Here is a 20503-nt window from a genome sequence, read left to right on the forward strand (position 1 = left end):
GCCGATTGGTAATACAGTTTCGATACATATGAACCTACCCGGCCGTGGCACCTATCGGCCCCGGCAATGAGCCCAGGAAGGCGGATGCAAGCATGGCGGATGATATCAATATCCCATCCAAGGTCATCAGGAACGACCCCTGGTTCGGCTCCTATGCCAAGCGGGCCGAGGGAATGCGAGCCTCCGAGATTCGAGCCCTCTTCGCCGTGGCCAACCGCCCCGAGGTGGTATCCCTGGCCGGTGGCATGCCCTACCTGGGCCGTATGCCCTTCGATGAGCTCGCCGACCAGGTGGCTGAAATGCTCCGCAAGCAGGGGCAGGTGGCCTGGCAGTATGGATCCGCCCAGGGTGACCCCCACCTGCGTGAGGATGTGTTGCCCATCATGGAGCTGGAGGGAATCAAGGACGTCCAGCCGGACGATGTGGTCATCGTCAACGGGTCCCAGTCCGGGCTCGACCTGATTACCCGCATCATGTGCGATCCAGGCGATGTGATCCTGGCCGAGGCCCCGAACTATGTAGGAGCTTTGGGTGTCTTCCAGTCCTTCCAGGTCGACGTGGTCAATGTGGCCATGGACGGGGACGGGCTGATCCCCGAGGCCCTGGAGCAGACCATCATCAAGCAGCGCAAGGCCGGCAAGCAGGTCAAGATGCTCTACACGGTCCCGAACTTCCACAACCCGGCCGGTGCCACGATGAGCCGCGAGCGCCGCCCCAGGGTCATGGAAATCGCCAAGAAGTATCATGTACTGATCGTCGAGGACAACCCTTACGGCCTGCTGGCCTTCGACGGGCAGACCTACCCGGCCCTGCGATCCTACGATTCGGAGGGCATCGTCTACCTGAGCAGCTTCTCCAAGATCATCGCCCCGGGCATGCGCGTGGCCTGGATGGTGGCCCCTCCCGGAATCCGGCAAAAGCTGGTTCTGGCCAACGAATCAGCCATACTCTGCCCCTCCAATATGAGCCAGATGACCATCACCACCTATCTGGACAACTTCGACTGGAAGTCGCAGATCAACGACTACCGGGGAATGTACAAGGAACGATGCGATGCCATGGATGGGGCCCTGAAAGAGTACCTGCCCTACTGCTCATGGCTCAAGCCCAAGGGGGGCTTCTACATCTGGCTGAAGATTCCCGAGGGGCTCAACGCCAAGGACATGCTGCCCAGGGCCATCACGGCCAAGGTGGCCTACGTTTCCGGAACGGCCTTCTATGATGACGGGCAGGGGGTCGACCACATGCGGCTCTCCTTCTGCTACCCCACCCCTGAACGGATCAGGGAGGGCGTCCGCAGGCTGTCGACGGTCATCGACAACGAACTCGACACTGTGCGGCTCTTCGAACCGGAGACCGGCACAGGCACAGGCAGGGAAAGGGACTGACATGGCGGCCAGACACAGCAGGACACCCGAGCAGGCAGAGGATCGGGAAGGACGTTCCGAGATGAGGGGCAAGCAGTCCAAGATGACCGGTGATGCCGGTCATATCAAGAAGGCGGGACGGCACGGGCACACCAGACGCCACGCGATCGGAGTCGCACCCGCCACCAGGGAGGACGTGCAGTCCCTGTCTCTGAAGGCCAGCAAGCGTGGCAGCAAGTCCATCATGGTCATCTGTGGCGGTCTCAGCCATGAGCGCGACTTCTCCCTGAGTTCCGGTCACCGCGTCCAAGGCTTTTTGGAAGAGGCTGGATGGACGGTCAGTGCTCACGATATGGACTCAGATCTGCTTGGTCTCCTGACCGACAAGAAGACCCGCCCCGACCTGGTCTGGCCCCTTCTGCACGGTGCCAATGGCGAGGATGGGTCCATCCGCGACATCCTGGAAATGGCGGGTCTGCCCTATATCGGGTCCCGGGCCAAGGCTTCACGGACCGCCTGGAGCAAACCCATCGCCAAGAACCTGGTCCGCATGGCCGGATTGACCACCCCGCACTCGGTAACCCTGCCGGAATCCATGTTCCGCGAGCTGGGCGTCAAGCCGGTTATCGACCTTCTCCTCAAGTCCCTGGGCCTCCCCCTCTTCATCAAACCCACCATGGGCGGATCGGCCATGGGATGCACCCTGGTCAAGGAGGGCAGGGAGTTGCCCCAGGCCCTGATCAACTGCTTCGGCTATGGGCAGGTCGCCCTGGTGGAACAGGCGATCGTCGGCACCGAGGTGTCGGTCTCCATCATCGAGTTTGATGGACACCCGCTGATCCTGCCGCCCCTGGAGGTCTGGACCCCTTCGGGAACCTATGATTACGAGGCCAGGACCACCCCGGGACCCACGGAGTTCTATGTGCCTGCCCGGCTGGACCCCCATGCCATGGAGGCCGTCAAGGAGGCAGCCCTGACCGCTCACGACGCCCTCGGTCTGCGTGATATCTCCCGCACGGATTTCATTGTCGATGGGCAGGGGAGGCCCCAGTTCCTGGAAGCCAACGTGGCACCCGGCATGACCGACACCTCGCTTCTTCCCCAGTCCGCCGTGGCTGCCGGCTACGATCTCCCTGACCTCTACACAGCTCTGGTGCAGTCCGTCCTGGGGCAGAACCGGACCGAAGCCTGGCACCGGGCCGTTCCCCCGTCAGGTCATGCCGACCTGTCGGCTTACCGGCTTGTCATTACGCCATCAGGCCGGTAACCAGGTCCGATGCCCTTGAACGGCTCTTCTGCTTATTGGAACCTGACTCTTTCATCTCCGGACGGCTTGTTCCGCCTCAGGTCCTTCTCTGCCGTCGACCGACTCGTTCGAGACACATCTTCCGTCATCGTCGGTCCTGGGTCGGTCCTGAACTCATCCCCACCTTCAGTCGACTTGTGCGCCTGGCCGGTCTTGTCATCGTCAGGAGACATCCAGAATCGCCAGCTGTGCCAGCCATCATCGACCTTGTCCTCGTCATCATGGTCCTGTGGTGGATGCTCACGCATGAGCCGCTGTATCCTGGCCAGGAGCCAGAAGAGCACAATCAGGGTACCAAGATTGGTGATGATGGCCACGATGATGGTTTTCTCCATACCACAACCATATCCCCCATCCTGGCTTGGATTGTTCCAGCACGGTGCGGATTGACCCTCGGGGGCGAGGGAGGGTCAGCCTCAACCGGGTGAGGCTGACCCTCCCAAAAATCGACCCTGGAATGGGGGGAATGCTGTTACGCCCTCCGCTTGCCGACCGGTCAGGCTTCACAGATAGAGTGTCATCATGACTCTCACCGTTCATGATGCGATCGTTATCGGATCCGGACCCGCCGGCTACACGGCGGCAATCTACCTTGGCAGGGCAGGATATGCCCCCCTGGTCATCGCCGGTGCCCTGACACCAGGCGGACAGCTCATGAACACCACCGAGGTGGAGAACTATCCTGGTTTCCCCAAGGGAATTCTGGGCCCGGACCTGATGGAACAGATGCGTGACCAGGCCGAGCACTTCGGAGCCCAAATCGAGTATGACGATGTCACCTCGGTCGATTTCTCCGGTAAGATCAAGCGTGTCACCACCGATGGCGGGCAGGAATACCTGGCCAAGGCCGTGGTGGTCACCACCGGTTCCCAGTATCGCAAGTTGAATGTTCCGGGAGAACGCGAGTTCTCCGGCCGGGGCGTCTCCTACTGTGCCACATGCGACGGTTTCTTCTTCAAGGACAAACCCATCGTGGTCATCGGCGGGGGTGACTCAGCCATGGGTGATGCAGACTTTCTGACCCGCTTCGGCTCTTCCGTCCGGCTCATCCACCGCAGGCAGGGCTTCCGCGCCTCGAAGATCATGGTCGATAGGGCCAAGGCCAATGAAAAGATTGACTTTGTCCTCGATTCTGTCGTCACCAAGGTCAACGGTGATGAGAACGGAGTCACCTCGATCGGTATACGCAACACCACCACCGGTCAGGAGACCACACTCCCCGCCAATGGTGTCTTCGTGGCCATCGGGTTCATTCCCGAAACCGGTTTCCTGCAAGGACAGGTCGACCTGGATGACGATGGCTACATTCTGGTTCAGGGAGCCTCCACCAAGACTTCCACCCCCGGAATCTTCGCCGCCGGAGACGCAACAGACAAGGTATATCGCCAAGCCATCTCCGCGGCAGGTATGGGATGCCGTGCAGCCTTGGACGCTCAGGAGTATCTCAACACCTTGGAAGGCTGACAAGGCTCCACAGCCGTCTTCCTGCAATACCGCGGGCCTTGTGACCGTGCACCGGTCAAGGCGCCCGGTATTGTGTACCGCCCCGCCTGCCGTCTAGACCGTCATTGCAGGCTTGGCGACAGAAAGCCGTGGGTAGATGATGGGTCCTTCTGTCCTGTCAGACCCAACCGTCGGTCTGATCAGGTGGGTTGGAACCGTCCTGTTTGCCATTGAGCAGCATGGCAAGAATACGATCCATGTCTTCGGGCGAGGAGAAGACGATTTCAATCCTTCCGTGCTTCTTCGTGCCCTTGATGGCAACCTTGGTATCGAACCTGCTCTCCAGATTCTGGCGAACCGGGCTATCATTCCAGATATCAGGCCGCGATTTCCTGGTTTTCGGTTTCGTCTGACCTGTTTTCAGTGCCACCAACTCCTCGGTGGAGCGCACGGACAAACCCTCGGCGATGATCTTGTTGGCCACCGCATTCATATCCTCTTCCGTGGGCAGGGTCAGAAGAGCCCGGGCATGTCCGGCCGACAGGACACCGGAACTTACTTTCTTCTGGACGCTCGGGGGCAGCTTCAAGAGGCGTAGGGTGTTGGTTATCTGGGGCCTCGACTTGGAAACGGACTTTGAAAGCCCATCCTGCGTCAAGCCGAATTCATCAATCATCTGTTGATATGCCGCGGCTTCTTCCAGAGGATTCAGGGCAACCCGATGAAGGTTCTCCAACAAGGCGTCTCGCAGCATGGTGTCGTCCGATGTGGTTTTGACAATGGCTGGAATGCTGGTGAGACCGGCCAGCTGAGTGGCCCTCCATCGTCGCTCCCCCATGATGATCTCATAGGCGGCAAGGCGGTCTCCCGATCCTCCGCCCTTCCCGGCAACTGGTTTTTCCTGCGTGGGTTGAGCAACTGTCTTGGCTGTCTTCCTGACGACGATGGGCTGAAGGACACCAACTTCTTTGATGGAGCGGGACAATTCCAGCAGTTCATCTTCATCAAAGATATGCCTTGGCTGCTGGGCGTTAGGACGGATTTCATCGGTCTGCAGCTCCACCAGGTATCCACCTTGAACAGGCTTCAGCTCATTGCCATCCGCCGCATCGCCCTGGGGTGCCTCGACGGGTTCCGCGGTCTTCTTTTCTGCAGATGCGGATGACACATCCGGTAAGTTCTTCTGACTTCCGCTTCTCGTCTTGTCTTCTGCTGAAGATGTTGCCTCCCGATATGTTTCACGTGAAACATCGGTAACGGTTGGGCCGAAGAAGAGGTCACTCGGATGTTTCAGGCTGTCCAAATTCGGCATCCTTGGAGTGTTCCTTCCCTTGGTCGACACCGATGTTTCACGTGAAACCTTCCCCGGCTTCGCCCCTCTGCCTGCTGTTGCCTTGGCGGATGTTGAAGTTGCGGAGCCAGCGGTGGAGTTCTTCTTTGCTGCGTTCTTACTGGATTCCTTCGTGCCTGCCGTGCTCTGCGGGGCGGTTGTATCGGCTTTCGCGCCGTCGTTGGGCACCCCGTCTGCGTTGCCTCGAGCTGCAGCGGATGTACGAGTGGTTGTCCTGACTCCAGCTTTCACTTTTCCGGCGGTCTTGGAGTCCGAGCCTGCAGTGGCCGCCCCGCCCTTCTTGGACTTGGACTGTGCGCCTGAAGAAGGTTTCGCTTCCGTTTTTGCGGACTGGGCTGCCACCTGTTCTCGTGTACCGGGCCGTGACGATAAGGTATCAGTCTTATTGTCCTGCTGAACCGTAGCATCGTCAGAAGTCTTGGCCTGCTTCGTCGGCCCCTCACCTGGGAGAGCAGGGAATAAAGCCCCTAGGCCCTTACCTAAACGTGACCGGCTTGCCATGCTTTTCACTCCCCTTGCTTCCTGTTGGCGATATGTTTCAACACCCACTTTGATCTCTGTGCAATCTCCAAAGCCGCTTCTTCATATGAAATTGCTCCCGCTCCCCTGGGATCATAAGTGATGACACTCTGCTGGAAGCTTGGGGCTTCAGATATCTTCACCGACCGGGGAATGGTGGTATTCAGCACTATCTCGGGATAATGCTCTCGGACCTGATCAAAGACTTCCTTGCTGAGTAAGGTCCTCTTGTCATACATGGTCAGGAGCATAGTCGAAATAACCAAGTACGGATTATATGATTGCTGAACCAGCCCGATGGTATGCAGAAGTTGCTGCAGTCCCTCCAAGGCGTAGTACTCGGCTTGCACAGGGATCAGAACCTCGTTCACCGAGCACATGGCATTCAGAACCAGCAGGCCCAGACTGGGAGGACAATCGACCAATATATAGTCGTAGTGCTTCTTACTTCCCCTCAAAAAGTCGGTCAGAGCCTTTTTCAGGAGCTGGTTGCGCTCAGGCATATCTGCTACTTCAAGTTCAGCACCGCTCAAATCGATTGAAGAAGGAACGACTTCTAGGGTTTCGAAGCCCGGGGATGCAACCTTGACCTCTTCAATGCCGTGACGACCCTCGAGCACATCGTAGGTCGACTGTATTCCCGTCTCATGAGGAACCCCGAGCGCGGTTGAGGCATTCCCCTGCGGGTCCATGTCGATGACCAAAACTTGAGAACCGAACTCAGCAAAAGCACTTGCCAGATTGACAGTAGTGGTGGTCTTCCCCACCCCACCCTTCTGGTTGGCCACTGCAATAAACCTGGTCTGCTCAGGCTGCGGAAAAGTGGCCTTTTGTAGAGCCTGATACCTGGCAGTCAGGTCAGCCATCTCAGCCCCGGCCGAGGAACCGGATGCATCCGAAAAAATCCTGTTGAGGATTTCTGAGGCTGTCTCGACACCCCCGGCCCCGATCACACTGCGATGACCGGCACCCGGGGTTCCCTGAGAACCTGAATCCACCTTGTTCGATACAGACACTAACCGTCCCTCCTTATAGCTGTCACAATTTTCCCGTCTCACATGGACATGTGGAAACCCACAATTGTGCACAGTCATTGTGCATAACTGTGGATAAGTGTGGAGAGCCTTTCCACCCTCTCCCGACTCACAACTTCCAACCCTGTAAGTAAATTCGTTGGAATGTATTGCATCCTCTGTTCAAAGAGTACTCCAACCAAGAACCAAATGTTCGATTGTGGATAAGTTCCGAGCGACGCTAAGATTGTGCATAACTTACAATTAGCCACCTCAATGAACCGCTCAAGACCGATCCCTCCCCGTACGCTCTCTTGTCCACTCACACTGAATTTCTTGTACCTCTTACTTCCGACGTATTCAAGTTGCTGCCCGATTGCCTTGCTGGGATCGAACTCCTTCAAGCCGAACCTTGAATCAACAGATTGGTTTCACGTGAAACATTGATTATGTCATTACTATCCACGATCACCATCGCATTCATTCCATTCGATTCATCAAGGGGTAAATAGACGATTCGATATTTACCTTGGCGGTACTTCCGGTCACTGAATGATCAACGTATCAATCGACAGTTATGACACTCGTACATAGTAAGCGGCGGTAATATATCCAAATCATTGCATCACTTCTTCTTTTTTCTCCCCAACATCCGAGCAGGCACCATACCCTGGTCTGATATACCACCGGCGCAGCTGTAACCATTGAAGCAAACTCCTCAATTCACTTCCAGTAAACATAACGATCCAAACAGCATTTCCGTGTGGTTTCAGATCTTCAGTCTGTGAACACCATTCAGAGCAATTATTGTCATTCGAAGTTTCACGTGAAACATCAGAACCGTCTAGTTGAACATAACAGCCCTGAGGTAAGGGTTACGGACGCTTGGCCTTTCACTGAACTTGAAGACCACTATATGCTCCGATCCGGACCGATATATAGGAACAATCATGTTGACTCCACAGGAAAACCATACTTGCTTGTGTTTCAGCTGAAACTCACTGACATACTGCGAGGTGAGATACTTCCAATTGAATCACTGTGGGTAAGCTAGACAGTTATGCTGCGAACAGCGGCACTACTTACGCTTCGGTTACCTCGAATCCATCCTATCTGCGGTTAACAATTCGTTTCACGTGGAACATCTGCTGAATGAGATCACTCCATTACCGTTAACGGCCACATTGCCGGTAAACCGGTGTATTCGGAAAAGCCAGTTAACCAGACATCCACCACTGCCGAAACAATCCTGCCTAGCCGAGGTATAGAGGAAAAGGGCCAGTGTTGTTTCACGTGAAACATCGGACATTCCCAACTTTCGATAATCAAGATTTGGATTCTCAATCGAGATGACGCTTCTTGCTCTAGCCACTGGTAAGCAACAGAAACAAACAGTCAACACAGTTTCTCATCACCAAGGCTTCAAGTGATCACATGTTTCACGTGAAACACTGTTTACAGAATCACTAGCACTAATGGGACAAAACGAAAGGAAAGATGTGGACACTTCAACTCCGTTATCTACTACCGGGACGGGAAAGGTAACCTCGAGAAGTTCATCCAAAGCAGCATTGAGTTATCTTGGGGTATCTCAGAAAATAGTCTTCAAACAATGAACCGTCTTCCATGGGAATCGGCTAATGAATGATGTACAACACCAACTCCAGTAATCCGACAAGAAACACATGAGCGGGGCAGCAAAACAACAACGAGCTATTCTTGGTACTAATCGTAAACCTCCATCTCTGTATTACCGAAACCGAGACACAGGCGCCAGTTTGATTTATAGTATACTTGCCACGCTCCTGCCGGAGCATTGGTGAACTCTGGTGGCGACAGAAAACGAATTACATCAGTGTAGTTTATTGAAGGATTACCCTCAGGCCTTATCCACCAGCACCACATGTGTACCCTCAAGGCCTGGACCTACAGCAGCATCGCAGACGCGAGGATTGCAACCGTGATTCTTCTTGATCTCCTTGGACGCCTTATCGATTTCAGCCTGGGCGGATCTGCCCTTCAGGGCTATCAACCGACCACCGGGATGCAACAGGGGAAGGGTCCAGCCTGAGAGTTTGGTCATGGGAGCAACGGCCCTGCATGTCACCATGTCATAGGGTCGCAACGTATATTCGCCATGATTATCATCATTGGCATCCACTCCACGTGGATCAATTACAGCTACTCTCTGATCTGCACTCACGGAATCAGAACCGGCCAGCCTACCATGATGACGCCGACGTTCCATTGCACGACGCCCGCCGCCTCTGTTCGGTTTGGTCCTCTTCTCAGGACGAGGCAGGACCTCTTCAGCCCGCTTGCGAAGAACGATAGCGTTCTTCAGCTCCATCTCCTCGATGACTTCGTGGAGCCAGACAACCCTGCGTTCCATGGGTTCAACCAGACTCACCTGACACTCCGGCATGCAGGCAGCCAGTACAACTCCCGGGAATCCGCCGCCGGATCCGATGTCGGCGATCCTCGGACCCAGACCATCGTTCATGGCGCCCTTGACAAAAGGCACGATCGCCGCGGAATTCAGGATATGCCGCTCCCAGATAATCCCCTGGTCCCTGGGCCCGATGATTCCACGCTCGATGCCCTCGCGGGTGAGCTTGTCATGAAAGACCTGCAAGGGCTCAAGAGCATCGCCCAGAACCTGCCCCAGAAGGGAATTCCCCTCCAATGCATCGACCTGGGACGGTTCCATACGGTGGCCACTACCTTCTTCATCAGTCATGCATGATTCCCAACCTCATAGACCCGAATATGGAAACGGAACAAACCCTACCGGTATTGCTATAGAAGCCCAAGCAAACCCGGGGACCGGTCGTTTCACGCACCACCGGCCCCTGAATCAGAAAGAGTCACTCCTCATCAGCGGAATCCACGTCGATGTCATCAGCTGGATCCGAGTCCTCAACGACCTCATCCTCCACGTCATGCTTGCGAACGTGGTGACGATGATGGGTATCAACTTGTTGCGCCTGGTCAATCGAATCATAGACCTGTACATCATCGTCCTGATGACTGGAGGACTTGAGATAGACGGAAACGTACCGGTGGGGTTCCTCCCCATGAGACCGGGACTTGAGTCCCTCCTCGCGGACCATGTCATGGACAATCTTGCGCTCGAAGGAGTTCATGGGCGGCATATCGACCTGCTCGCCGGTCTCCCGCACCTCGTCAATCGCGTCCAGGGCCTTTTCACGCAGCAGTTCCCGCTTGCGCTGGAGGAATCCATCCACATCAACAATCAGGTGCGACCGTTCCCCCATCTTCTGCTGCACAGCCAGCCGGGTAAGCTGCTGAAGGGCATCCACGACTTCGCCGTCATGCCCGATCAGGTGCTTGATATCGGCATCATCATCGGCCACGATCTGCACCGTGGGGCGATGATTGCGCACACCCATTTCAATATCGCCTTCATAATCGACGATATCCAAAAGACCTTCCAAGTAGTCAGCGGCAATATCCGCTTCCTCATTGAGCTGATCTATCGTCTTTTCCTGTTCCTGAGACATCCATGCTCTCCTTACACGCGTTTACATTCGCCCGTGACTGGTCCGTCCACACTATTCAATCGCCTCAGAACGAGTGTCCACTATCGAGGATACACGGTTGGGACAACCGCGGAACATCATCAATCCGATGAAATCGATAATCCGGGATCAGCGTCCTTTACGCTTACGACTCGGCTGGCTGCGCTGGTGGGATACACCCTTGTTCCTCCTCGCCTCCTCTTCGGCCTGCTTGGCCTCCATCAGTTCCTCCTCCTCCAGGGAGGGCAGTCCCTGATGGCTGCGGCGGGCGTTCTCACGGCGGTGATCACGCTCCTGCTTCTCTTCGGCTGCAGGCGACCCGGGGGTCGGCATATGCCTCACCTGGAACAGTGTTCGCCCGAGGTTCCAGAGGTTGTTGGTCAGCCAGTAGATCAACACGGCGAAGGGGAAGTAGATGCCGGAGAAGATGTACATGACGGGAAAGATGAAGGCCATCATCTGCTGCATCCGGTACTGCTGGCCCTGCATGGCCGAACGCGGCATGTTCTTCCGGACGTTGTGGAACTGGGAATAGAACATGGCGAGGCACATCAGAATGATGAAGACCACGATGACGATCCTGCCGGCACCCTGGGCCGACATGAAGTTGTCGGAGATTTTCAGACCGAAAAAGGTGGTTTCCTCGAACTCCGTGGCCACTGCGACATTGAAGGCACCGAGTGGATCCCGCTTCCCCCTGGCTATGAAGGGAACGGCCGAAAGCACGTAGAACATGGTCATGAAGACCGGGCCCTGGACCAACATGGGCAGACAGGATCCCGCCGGGTTGACGTGGTTGTCCTGGTAGAGCTTCATGGTCTCGCGACTCATGGCTTCGCGACTGGCCTGGTCCTTCTTGTTCTTGTACTTGTTCTGGATTTTCATCAGCTTGGGCTGGAGGGCCTGCATGCGTTGCATGGACCTGAGCTGCCTGATGAAGAGAGGGAGGACGCAGATGTTGACCACAACCACCAGGAGGACCACCGACAGGGCCCAGGCCAGACCAGGCCCCTCGGGTAGACCGAGCAGGGTCAGAAGCCTGTGGCAGTAGGCCATGATGTAGGTCATCAGCCACTCGACGGGGCGCAGGATCTTATAGAAGAAGCCATATATGCCCGTATCGAAGGTGAAGGTTTCGTTGTTCTGGAACATTGTCAGGCCGTCTCCTTGTCCGAGACCATTGGCGTCAGTCGTGGTTCTTCATGGGCCTTGGACCATGAGAATCGATAGAAGGGTGAAAACCGCTGCGGCACATCATCGATGCCCCCGCTATTGAAAGGGGTGCACCGCAAAAGGCGCACAAGGGCCAGGAGGGACCCCCTCAGAGCGCCAAAACGCCGAATTGCCGTCAGGGCGTACTGGGAGCAGGTGGGGTAATACAGACAACGAGGCGGCGACAGGGGCGACACATGTCGCTGATACCAACGGATGGCGGCCGTGAACATACCGGTCAGGGGAGATGTCATGCTGCACCTGCCTCTCCGGATTCAGCCTCAGGTTCTTCGTGCCCTCCCGGATTACCGGATACCACGCTTCCGGTATGGACCCTCCTGGCCAGATCACGGAAAAGGCGGTCCATCTGCTGGTCCAGATCAAGGAAGGGGGCCTCGGCCGCTCCGGGCTTGGCACGGATGACCAGGTCACAGCAGGGTGGGAGGAGATCCTCCTTGGCACGGGCCAGTTGACGGAATCTGCGCTTCACCTTGTTTCGTGTGACGGCCTTGCCTACACTTTTGGATACAGCCAGCCCCATGCGACGGCGGTCCTGCGCCAGGTCGTCGCATTCCGCCTGATCGCCCGGGGCAAAAGGTGAGAGAGCCGCCACGGAATCAGGTACCAGGTAATGGATGACCAGATCATGACTGCTGACTCGCCTACGCCGTCTGAGCACCGTGGTGAAGTCGCGGTGGCTTTTCAGCCGTTCCACCTTCTGCGGGAGGTCAAGTCCGACTCAGGCAGAGAGGGACTTGCGACCCTTGGCCCGACGGCGGTTGATCAGCGCACGGCCGGAACGGGTCCGCATACGGGCGCGGAATCCGTGCTTCATGTGACGACGACGGTTGTTGGGTTGGAATGTCCTCTTCATGATTAATCGCTCCTGGTTGTAGTCATACTCGAGTACGGCTCGTCATGAGTCAAGCTATACCACGGTACACATCAGGCGGGACCGAGTCAAAACGCAACGGCTCCGAATTCGCCACATTGCCTCTTCCGTCTCGTGACTGGTCGAGCCGAATCCACAACCTGGTCGAGAAAGACAAATTCGAGAAGACATTCCCTGATCGCCAGATCACGGAGTCGATGGTTTCCGGATTGCCATAAAGCCCATGATTACAGGAGGGAAGACACCGGACTTATCCACAAATTACATCACTGTTATTCACATTCGACCGTAAAACAACACGCTACCCTGTGGATAACCTGACTGAGTCGGTGTAACAATAGTCTACTGTCTGTTGGTAGGAATGCTGCCTTATATACGCAGCGCACCGGGGACGGTCTGTATCACCGAGAGGAGTTGGAGATGGCGCAGGATCCGCTGGATGCCACATCCCAGGCCAAGAGAATCTGGGACGCGGTCCTGCAGGTACTCCGTTACAGCAATTCCCTCACCTCGCGCGACAAGGGCTGGTTGGAGGACATCACCCCCGAGGCCGTTTTCGGCACCACCATCGTGCTTCGTGTCTCCTCCAGGGAAACCCAGGAAGCCGTTCAGGGTCCGCTGAGCCAACCCCTTTTCAATGCTCTTCAACTGGTCACCAACCAGGAGATGTTCCCGGCCATCAAGATCGTTTACCCCCAGCAGGCCAATGCCGACCAGGGCGAAGGCGCCCAGGCGGGGACTGCGGGCAGTGGGGAATTCAGACAGATCCCCACCACCCAAGCCGGCCCCGTCAATGAACCGGATCCCTATCCTTCCTACCAACCCTCCCGGCCGACCCATTCAGGCCAGGGCAAGCAACAGACCCCTGTCGGCTGGCAACAGGGTCAGGATGGATCAGGGTTCCAGGCGGGCTCCAATCTGGGCCCCAGTCAAAAGACCCCGATCATTTCGAGCGATGACTTCCACCAGGGCACCTACGTGCCCATGACCCTTGACATGCAGGCTGAGCTGGCTGAACAATCCTCCGTGGTCCCGGGAGGCCGGCACGAGGGCGAATACCATGGCGAAGCCGCCGTGCCGCAGAAACACCAACCCTTCTCGGTCCCCCAGTTCCCGATGGGCCAGAACAAGGTGGAACGGGATCCGGAGACCCACCTCAACAAGAACGCCACCTTCGATACCTTCGTTCCCGGTGATTCCAACCGGTTCGCCCGTACCGTGGCCCTGGCCGTAGCAGAGGGCTCGGGGCAGAACTTCAACCCGCTCTGTATTTATGGCAGCTCGGGTCTGGGCAAGACCCACCTCCTCAACGCCATCGGCAACTACGCCCTGGTCAAGGATCCATCGCTGCGGGTGCGGTATGTGAATTCCGAGGAGTTCACCAACGAGTTCATCGACGCCCTGCAGAATTCGACCCAGGGCAACGGACAGATTGCTGAATTCAACCGACGTTACCGGGAGGTGGATGTCCTCCTGATCGACGACATCCAGTTCCTGGGGGGCAAGGAAGCCACCCTGGACCAGTTCTTCCACACCTTCAACGCCCTGCACGATGCCAACAAGCGTATCGTCATAGCCTCCGACGTGCCGCCCAAGAACCTCAAGGGATTCGAGCAGAGGCTGATTTCACGGTTCGATTCCGGTCTGACCGTCGACGTCCAGCCACCGGACAGGGAGACCCGCGTGGCCATCCTGCGGATGATGGCCTCGATGAACGGGGTCAGCATCCCCAATGAGGTCCTGGATCTGATAGCAGAGCGCTTCACTGAGAACATCAGGGAACTGGAGGGGGCCCTGACCAGGGTCACCGCCGTGGCCAGCCTGAACAACCAGCCGGTCACCTCGGCCCTGGCCGAGCAGACCCTGCAGGACTTCTTCTCGACCGACGTGGAAATCAAACCCACCGACATCATCACCCAGGTGGCCAAGTACTTCCACCTGACCTTTGATGACATCGTGGGGCGCACCAGGACCAAGAACATCGCACTGGCCCGCCAGATCGCCATGTATCTGGCCCGTGAGATGACCAGCATGTCCCTGGTCGATATCGGTGAGGTTTTCGGAGGCAGGGACCACACCACCGTCATGCATGCCTATACCCGCATATCCAACGAGATGCAGGAGAAGCGGGAAATATACAACTACGTCATGGAGTTGACGGTCAGGCTGAAACAGCCTGCCAATGCCTGACGACACGCTGACACATTGGGGATGGAAGAAAAAAGTTTTCCACCCACTTATCCCCAGATGTGGGTAATCCTTGGGAATAACCCACCATTCTGGCGTGGAAAACTGGTGGACTTTCCGTGAATAAGCACCAGAAAAATGTGAATAACTTTAGATTTTCTGACGCTTGTGGACAAGTCGATTTGTTATGCACACTTGCTGACCAACTTATCCACTTTTCTCGACGGGAAACTATCCACCCACTTGCAAGGAAAATAAAACTTATCCACACAATCCACCGGTCTTACTACTACGAACCCATGAATATTTATCCAGTTCACCATCATCTCAATCAGTTCCGGAGAACATCCCATACCGGAAGCACCACGATTCGATAGAATGAACCCAGATCATTCATCGACAAGAAGGCCCTATGAAAGTTGAAGTCAACTCAGCCGCGCTGTCAGACGCCATCGCCTGGACAACCCGCATCATCCCATCACGCCCGGCATCACCTATTCTGGCCGGCATCAAGCTCGAAGCATCCGACGGAACCTTGAAGCTGTCGGCCTTCGACTACGAGGTCTCGGCCCGTAACCACATCGAAGCCGGTGTCGACGAACCCGGCACCGCACTGGTGCTGGGCAAGCTCCTGGCTGACATCACCAAGTCGCTCCCCTCGGAGAAGACCTACCTTTCCACCGAGGGCTCAAAGATGACCATCACCTCGGGGAAATCGACCTTCTCCCTGCAACTGATGCCCGATACGGAATACCCTGACCTTCCCGCGGTTCCTGAAGCCATGGGCCAAGTCGATGCCGGGACCTTCGTCCAGTCGATCTCCCAGGCCATCGTCGCCGTCTCCCGCGAGGAAAGCCGACCGGTTCTGACCAGCGTCAAGACCGAAATCGAAGGCGACAAGGTGGTCATGACCGCAACGGACCGTTTCCGTCTTTCCCGTTCCAGCTTCACCTGGACCCCCAGGGACGCCGACTTCTCCACCTCCATGCTGATTCGTGGTTCCCTCCTGCGCGACATCGCTCGCTCCCTGGACGAGCACCAGAACGTGGTCATGGATTACGAGCAGGACAATCCCACCATCATGGGCGTCGAGAACGCCGGCAAGGTATCGACCTCCCAGCTGATCGACGGGGAGTTCCCCGCCGTGGACCGTCTCTTTGCCGATGAGTACCCCATCCAGGCGGTCGTCTCCCGCCAGGAGCTGATCGACGCCATCAAGCGTGTGGCCCTGGTCACCGAGCGCAATGCCCCGATTCGAATGCTCTTCTCCAGCCAGGAGCTGACCCTGAGCGCAGGGACCGCCGACGAGGCCCAGGCCCATGAAATCCTCCCGATCGACCTGGACGGTGAGGAGATCACCGTGGCTTTCAACCCCAGCTACCTGATCGATGGCCTCAGTGCCATCACCGAACCTTTCATCCGGGTCAAGATGACCTCGGCCGTCAAGGCTGTGGAGTTCAACGGTCAGCAGGAGAAGGATTCCGAAGAGTCCATGGACTACCGCTACCTCCTGGTTCCCATGCGGTTCAACAACTGATTCACCGTCAGGCCACCCATCACCTGTTCGTCGACGGCCCCGCCTTCACGGCATCCGGAGTCGGAGGGGGATAGGTGGCCTCCCTATTCGAGGAAAGCGACCCGTGTACATATCCCGCCTGGTCCTGGACCACTACCGTTCCTGGGACACCTGTCTTCTGGATCTGGAACCGGGCGTAACCATCATCAAGGGCAGGAACGGACTGGGCAAGACCAACCTGGTCGAGGCCATCGAGGTCCTGTCGACCGGGACCAGTCACCGTGTATCCTCCTCGCTGCCCCTGGTGGAACGAGGGCGGTCCAAGGCCACGGTCAGGGCACGGATCCAGGGTGGTGAGGATCCGACCGACTACGAGCTGACCATCACCGCCAAGGGTGCCAAGCGGGGCCGAATCAACGGCGGCCCCTCCCTCTATATGCGCGATATGGTGGGGAAGGTGCCCTGTGTGACCTTCTCACCCGATGATCAACGCATGGTTTCAGGTGAGCCCTTGGTGCGCAGGTCCTTCCTGGACGAGGCCGGAGCCCTGCTGGACCCGGACTATTTCAGGAGCCGCCAGAACTTCGCCCACATCGCCCAGCAACGCTCCGCCCTGCTCAAGCAGTTGCTCAAACAAGGTGATCGGGGGACCGACCAGCGCAATGCGGTCCTGTCGGGGTTGGAGATATGGACCGGCCAGTTCATCCAGGCAGGTCTGGACCTGACCAGGCGACGGATGAGCCTGGTGGCTGCGCTTGCAGGTCCTTTCGAGACCCTGTATTCCGATTTGGCCGGGCCTGGGCAGGAGGCCAACCTGGACTATGTCCCCTCTCTGGATGAGATCAGGGACCAGGATGGATCCGAAAGTGCGGTTGAAGAGGCCATCAGCCAGCACTTCCAACGCATCTACCCGGGTGAGGTGGCTCGTGGCACCAACCTGATAGGCCCCCAACGCGATGACCTGGTCTTCGGACTGAACGGAATGCAGGCCCGTGAATTCGCCTCCAACGGGGAGATGTGGACCCTGGCCCTGGCCCTGAGGCTCGCTCTATTCGAGGTGATTGTCCAGACCAAGCAGGTCAGGCCGATTGTGGTGCTTGATGATGTTTTCGCCCAGCTTGATGAGGGCCGCAGGAGCCAGATCCTCGCTTTTGCGGGTGACCAGGACCAGGTTCTGATCACCGTGGCGGCCGACGGTGACATTCCCTCGCTGGATGAGGCCCGCCTGGTGGATGTGGAATCGCTGAAGGCCGATGCCTTCGAGCGGGATCAGGACGAGGAAATCAGCAGGGCACTGGCCGATCTGACCCGTGCCCGGTCCGGTCAGGACGGTGACCGGACATGAGGAGGCCCATCGTCGAAAGTCTGCATCTGGACCAACGTCTCCTGCCCGCCAAGGTGTTCGAGGAATATACCCGGCAGGCGGCCAAGCAGGAGGAACTGCGGGAGAAATCACGCCTGGCCTGGTTCGACTTCGGCAAACCGGGCAGGGACCCCAACCGTCTGGGTGGGGTGATCTCCTCCATGGCCGCCGGCAGCGGATGGGTGCCCCACATGAAGGTGGCCAGCCTGCAGAACCGTTGGGATACGGTGGTGGGGCCGGGCATAGCAGCCCATTCACGGGTGGTGTCCTACAGGGATGGTGTCCTGATAGTCCAGGCGCAGACCACGGTCTGGGCCACCCAGCTGACCTACCTTGTTCCCCAGCTCCAGGAGGCCATTGCCAAGCGCCTGCAGATGCCGGTGACCGAGGTCAAGGTGACCGGTCCCCATAATTACTCCTTCAGACGAGGCCGTTTCGATCCCCCCGGACGGGGTGTGCGCGACACCTATGGATGATCTCCATGGTGGATCCGAATCAGGCAAGCTGCGTCCTGCGCTTTCTGAGAGCCTAAAGTCCCATAACGCTGGTAATCTATAGGACAGACGGTCAAACGCTTCCAAGGCCCCTTTATGGACGATTTGGAACGTAATGACTATGGCAAAGTCCTTCGTGCGGCCGTGTGAGAATCCGATTATCGGGGTGGTGCGAAGGTGCAGAAAGGAATACCGTGGCAGATCTCAATACTGATCCGTCTGAAGATTCACCTGAACGGGAGGAGGGGCTGGAGTCCCAGGAGCGGCTGGACGATGCCCAGCTGGATGATTCCCTGTCCCCCGAGCACTATGACGCCAGTGATCTGAAGGTCTTGGAGGGGCTGGAGGCCGTGCGCATCCGTCCCGGCATGTACATCGGTTCCACAGGTCCGCGCGGCCTGCACCATCTGGTCTACGAGATCGTTGACAACTCGGTTGATGAAGCCCTGGCCGGGTATGCGGACCATATTGAAGTGACCATCCTGCCCGACAATGGCATCCGTGTGGATGACAACGGCCGCGGCATCCCCGTGGATGATGTTCCCGGTGAGGGCAAGAGCGGCGTCGAGGTGGTCATGACCAAGCTCCACGCGGGCGGCAAGTTCGGTGGCGGTGGGTATGCGGTCTCCGGTGGTCTGCACGGCGTGGGCATCTCCGTGGTCAACGCCCTCTCCACCCGCATCGACGTACAGGTGCGCCGCCAGGGGTATCACTGGCACCAGAGCTTCCGCGACCAGACCCCCACCGCCCCCCTTTCCAAGGACGAGGCCATGGGGCCGGACGAGCATACCGGCACCTCGGTCACCTTCTGGGCCGATCCGGAGATCTTCGAGACCACCGAGTACGACTTTGAGACTTTGCGCAGTCGTTTCCAGCAGATGGCCTTCCTCAACAAGGGCCTGCGCATCACCCTGACCGACCTGCGCCCCAACGAGGGAGCCGGCGACGAGGTGGCGGGCGAGGACGATGCCACTGCTGAGAAGGGTCAGACCGTCAGCTACCAGTACGCCAACGGCATCAAGGATTACGTCGACTACCTGGTCAAGGTCCGCAAGGCCACCCCGGTGGAGGAGGACGTGATCGACTTCGAGGCCGAGGACCTGAACCTGGGTATTTCGGCCGAGATCGCCATGCAGTGGACCACTTCCTACTCCGAGTCGGTCCACACCTTCGCCAACACGATCTCGACCACCGAGGGCGGCACCCACGAGGAGGGCTTCCGTGCGGCCCTGACCACCATGGTTAACCGGTATGCCCGCGAGAAGAACATCCTCAAGGAGAAGGACGACAACCTCTCCGGTGATGATGTACGCGAGGGCCTGACGGCCGTCATCTCGGTCAAGCTGACCAACCCCCAGTTCGAGGGCCAGACCAAGACCAAGCTGGGCAACTCGGAGGCCAAGACCTTCGTGCAGCGGGTCATGACCGAGCGTCTGACCGACTGGTTCGACGCTCATCCCTCCGAGGCCAGGAACATCATCCAGAAGGCCATCGAGGCCTCGCATGCCCGCATCGCCGCCAAGAAGGCCCGTGAGAACACCCGGCGCAAGTCCATCTTCGAGACGGCCGGCATGCCCGACAAGCTCAAGGACTGCCAGTCCAGCAACCCCGAGAAGTGCGAGCTCTTCATCGTGGAGGGCGATTCCGCAGGTGGTTCGGCCATCCAGGGGCGTAATCCCATGACCCAGGCCATCCTCCCCCTGAGGGGAAAGATCCTCAACACGGAACGGGCCAGCCTGGACCGCATGATGAAATCCGATACGATCGAATCCCTGATCACGGCCGTCGGCGGCGGTTACGGCGAGGACTTCGACATCAACAAGGTGCGCTACCACAAGGTCATCATCATGGCCGACGCCGATGTTGACGGCGCCCACATCGCCACCCTGAACCTGACCCTCTTCTTCCGCTACATGCGGCCCATGATCGAGGCCGGCTACGTCTACGTGGCCATGCCCCCGCTCTACAGGCTCAAGTGGACCAAGGGCCCCCACAGCTTCGTGTACACGGATGCCGAGCGCGACAGGGTCCTGGCCGAGGGCAAGGCCTCCGGCCGTCAGCTGCCCAAGGGCGAAGGCATCCAGCGGTACAAGGGTCTGGGTGAGATGAGCTACCAGGAACTCTGGGAGACCACCATGGACCCGGAACACCGCATCCTCAAGAAGATCCACATCGAGGACGCCGAGCAGGCCGATGAGACCTTCACCATGCTCATGGGCGACGAGGTCGAACCCCGCCGTCTCTTCATCCAGCGCAACGCCCATGACGCACGGTTCATCGACGCCTGAGCAGGATGCC

Annotated in this window: 17 protein-coding genes; 8 read left to right on the forward strand and 9 right to left on the reverse strand. The window is 57.8% G+C overall.

The features are described from left to right. Window positions 1-92: 92 nt before the first annotated feature. Window positions 93-1388 carry an aminotransferase-like domain-containing protein gene (locus tag AACP59_RS08825; RefSeq protein ID WP_297316917.1) on the forward strand — a complete coding sequence of 432 codons (1296 nt, stop codon included), beginning with the start codon at window positions 93-95 and terminating at the stop codon, window positions 1386-1388. Between the two features lies 1 nt (window position 1389). Then, window positions 1390-2634 carry a D-alanine--D-alanine ligase family protein gene (locus AACP59_RS08830; protein ID WP_339350895.1) on the forward strand — a complete coding sequence of 415 codons (1245 nt, stop codon included), beginning with the start codon at window positions 1390-1392 and terminating at the stop codon, window positions 2632-2634. Window positions 2635-2666: 32 nt separating this feature from the next. Here the strand turns inward: AACP59_RS08830 and AACP59_RS08835 are convergent, their stop codons facing one another. Then, a complete protein-coding gene (locus AACP59_RS08835; RefSeq protein ID WP_339350897.1) occupies window positions 2667-3008 on the reverse strand; it encodes a hypothetical protein in 342 nt (113 codons plus the stop codon). Between the two features lie 187 nt (window positions 3009-3195). On the opposite strand from AACP59_RS08835, the gene trxB reads away from it, so the two are divergent. Further along, complete coding sequence (trxB, locus tag AACP59_RS08840) at window positions 3196-4137, forward strand: thioredoxin-disulfide reductase (RefSeq protein WP_297316920.1); 942 nt, start codon at window positions 3196-3198, stop codon at window positions 4135-4137. 157 nt (window positions 4138-4294) lie between these two features. On the opposite strand, the gene AACP59_RS08845 is transcribed toward trxB, so the two are convergent. The 8 genes from AACP59_RS08845 to rpmH form a co-directional block, all read right to left on the reverse strand. Further along, window positions 4295-5968, reverse strand: coding sequence for a ParB/RepB/Spo0J family partition protein (locus AACP59_RS08845; RefSeq protein ID WP_339350925.1), 1674 nt, complete (start codon window positions 5966-5968; stop codon window positions 4295-4297). Between the two features lie 5 nt (window positions 5969-5973). Continuing rightward, on the reverse strand, window positions 5974-6939 hold the full coding sequence (locus AACP59_RS08850) for a ParA family protein (RefSeq protein ID WP_297316935.1): 966 nt from the start codon (window positions 6937-6939) through the stop codon (window positions 5974-5976). A gap of 1939 nt (window positions 6940-8878) precedes the next feature. After that, a complete protein-coding gene (locus AACP59_RS08855; protein WP_339350898.1) occupies window positions 8879-9739 on the reverse strand; it encodes a 16S rRNA (guanine(527)-N(7))-methyltransferase RsmG in 861 nt (286 codons plus the stop codon). 127 nt (window positions 9740-9866) lie between these two features. Continuing rightward, a complete protein-coding gene (locus tag AACP59_RS08860) occupies window positions 9867-10523 on the reverse strand; it encodes a Jag family protein (protein WP_370466007.1) in 657 nt (218 codons plus the stop codon). Between the two features lie 147 nt (window positions 10524-10670). Then, a complete protein-coding gene (yidC, locus tag AACP59_RS08865; protein WP_339350900.1) occupies window positions 10671-11693 on the reverse strand; it encodes a membrane protein insertase YidC in 1023 nt (340 codons plus the stop codon). 2 nt (window positions 11694-11695) lie between these two features. Further along, window positions 11696-12007: a membrane protein insertion efficiency factor YidD gene (gene yidD / locus AACP59_RS08870; RefSeq protein WP_297316924.1), complete on the reverse strand. Its 312-nt coding sequence runs from the start codon at window positions 12005-12007 to the stop codon at window positions 11696-11698. Then, a complete protein-coding gene (gene rnpA / locus AACP59_RS08875; RefSeq protein WP_370466008.1) occupies window positions 12004-12468 on the reverse strand; it encodes a ribonuclease P protein component in 465 nt (154 codons plus the stop codon). The genes yidD and rnpA overlap by 4 nt, the downstream gene beginning before the upstream one ends. 24 nt (window positions 12469-12492) lie before the next feature. Continuing rightward, window positions 12493-12627, reverse strand: a complete 135-nt coding sequence (rpmH, locus tag AACP59_RS08880) for a 50S ribosomal protein L34 (protein ID WP_033491033.1) — start codon at window positions 12625-12627, stop codon at window positions 12493-12495. 438 nt (window positions 12628-13065) lie between these two features. Between rpmH and dnaA the strand changes: the two genes are divergently transcribed. The 5 genes from dnaA to gyrB all read left to right on the forward strand — a co-directional run bounded on the left by dnaA (window position 13066) and on the right by gyrB (window position 20493). Next, the gene (gene dnaA / locus AACP59_RS08885; protein ID WP_339350903.1) at window positions 13066-14835 is read left to right on the forward strand and encodes a chromosomal replication initiator protein DnaA; all 1770 of its coding nucleotides are present in this window, start codon (window positions 13066-13068) and stop codon (window positions 14833-14835) included. 409 nt (window positions 14836-15244) lie between these two features. After that, window positions 15245-16369 (forward strand): DNA polymerase III subunit beta, encoded by a 1125-nt coding sequence (gene dnaN / locus AACP59_RS08890; protein WP_339350904.1) that lies wholly within the window; start codon window positions 15245-15247, stop codon window positions 16367-16369. A gap of 103 nt (window positions 16370-16472) precedes the next feature. Beyond that, window positions 16473-17693, forward strand: a complete 1221-nt coding sequence (gene recF / locus AACP59_RS08895) for a DNA replication/repair protein RecF (protein ID WP_339350905.1) — start codon at window positions 16473-16475, stop codon at window positions 17691-17693. Beyond that, on the forward strand, window positions 17690-18187 hold the full coding sequence (locus AACP59_RS08900; protein WP_297316929.1) for a DciA family protein: 498 nt from the start codon (window positions 17690-17692) through the stop codon (window positions 18185-18187). Before recF ends, AACP59_RS08900 begins: the two co-directional genes overlap by 4 nt. A gap of 266 nt (window positions 18188-18453) precedes the next feature. Further along, complete coding sequence (gene gyrB, locus AACP59_RS08905) at window positions 18454-20493, forward strand: DNA topoisomerase (ATP-hydrolyzing) subunit B (protein WP_370466010.1); 2040 nt, start codon at window positions 18454-18456, stop codon at window positions 20491-20493. The last annotated feature ends 10 nt before the right edge of the window (window positions 20494-20503 follow it).

Origin of the sequence: Bifidobacterium indicum, from assembly GCF_036987015.1 — a bacterium.
Taxonomy (GTDB): domain Bacteria; phylum Actinomycetota; class Actinomycetes; order Actinomycetales; family Bifidobacteriaceae; genus Bombiscardovia; species Bombiscardovia indica.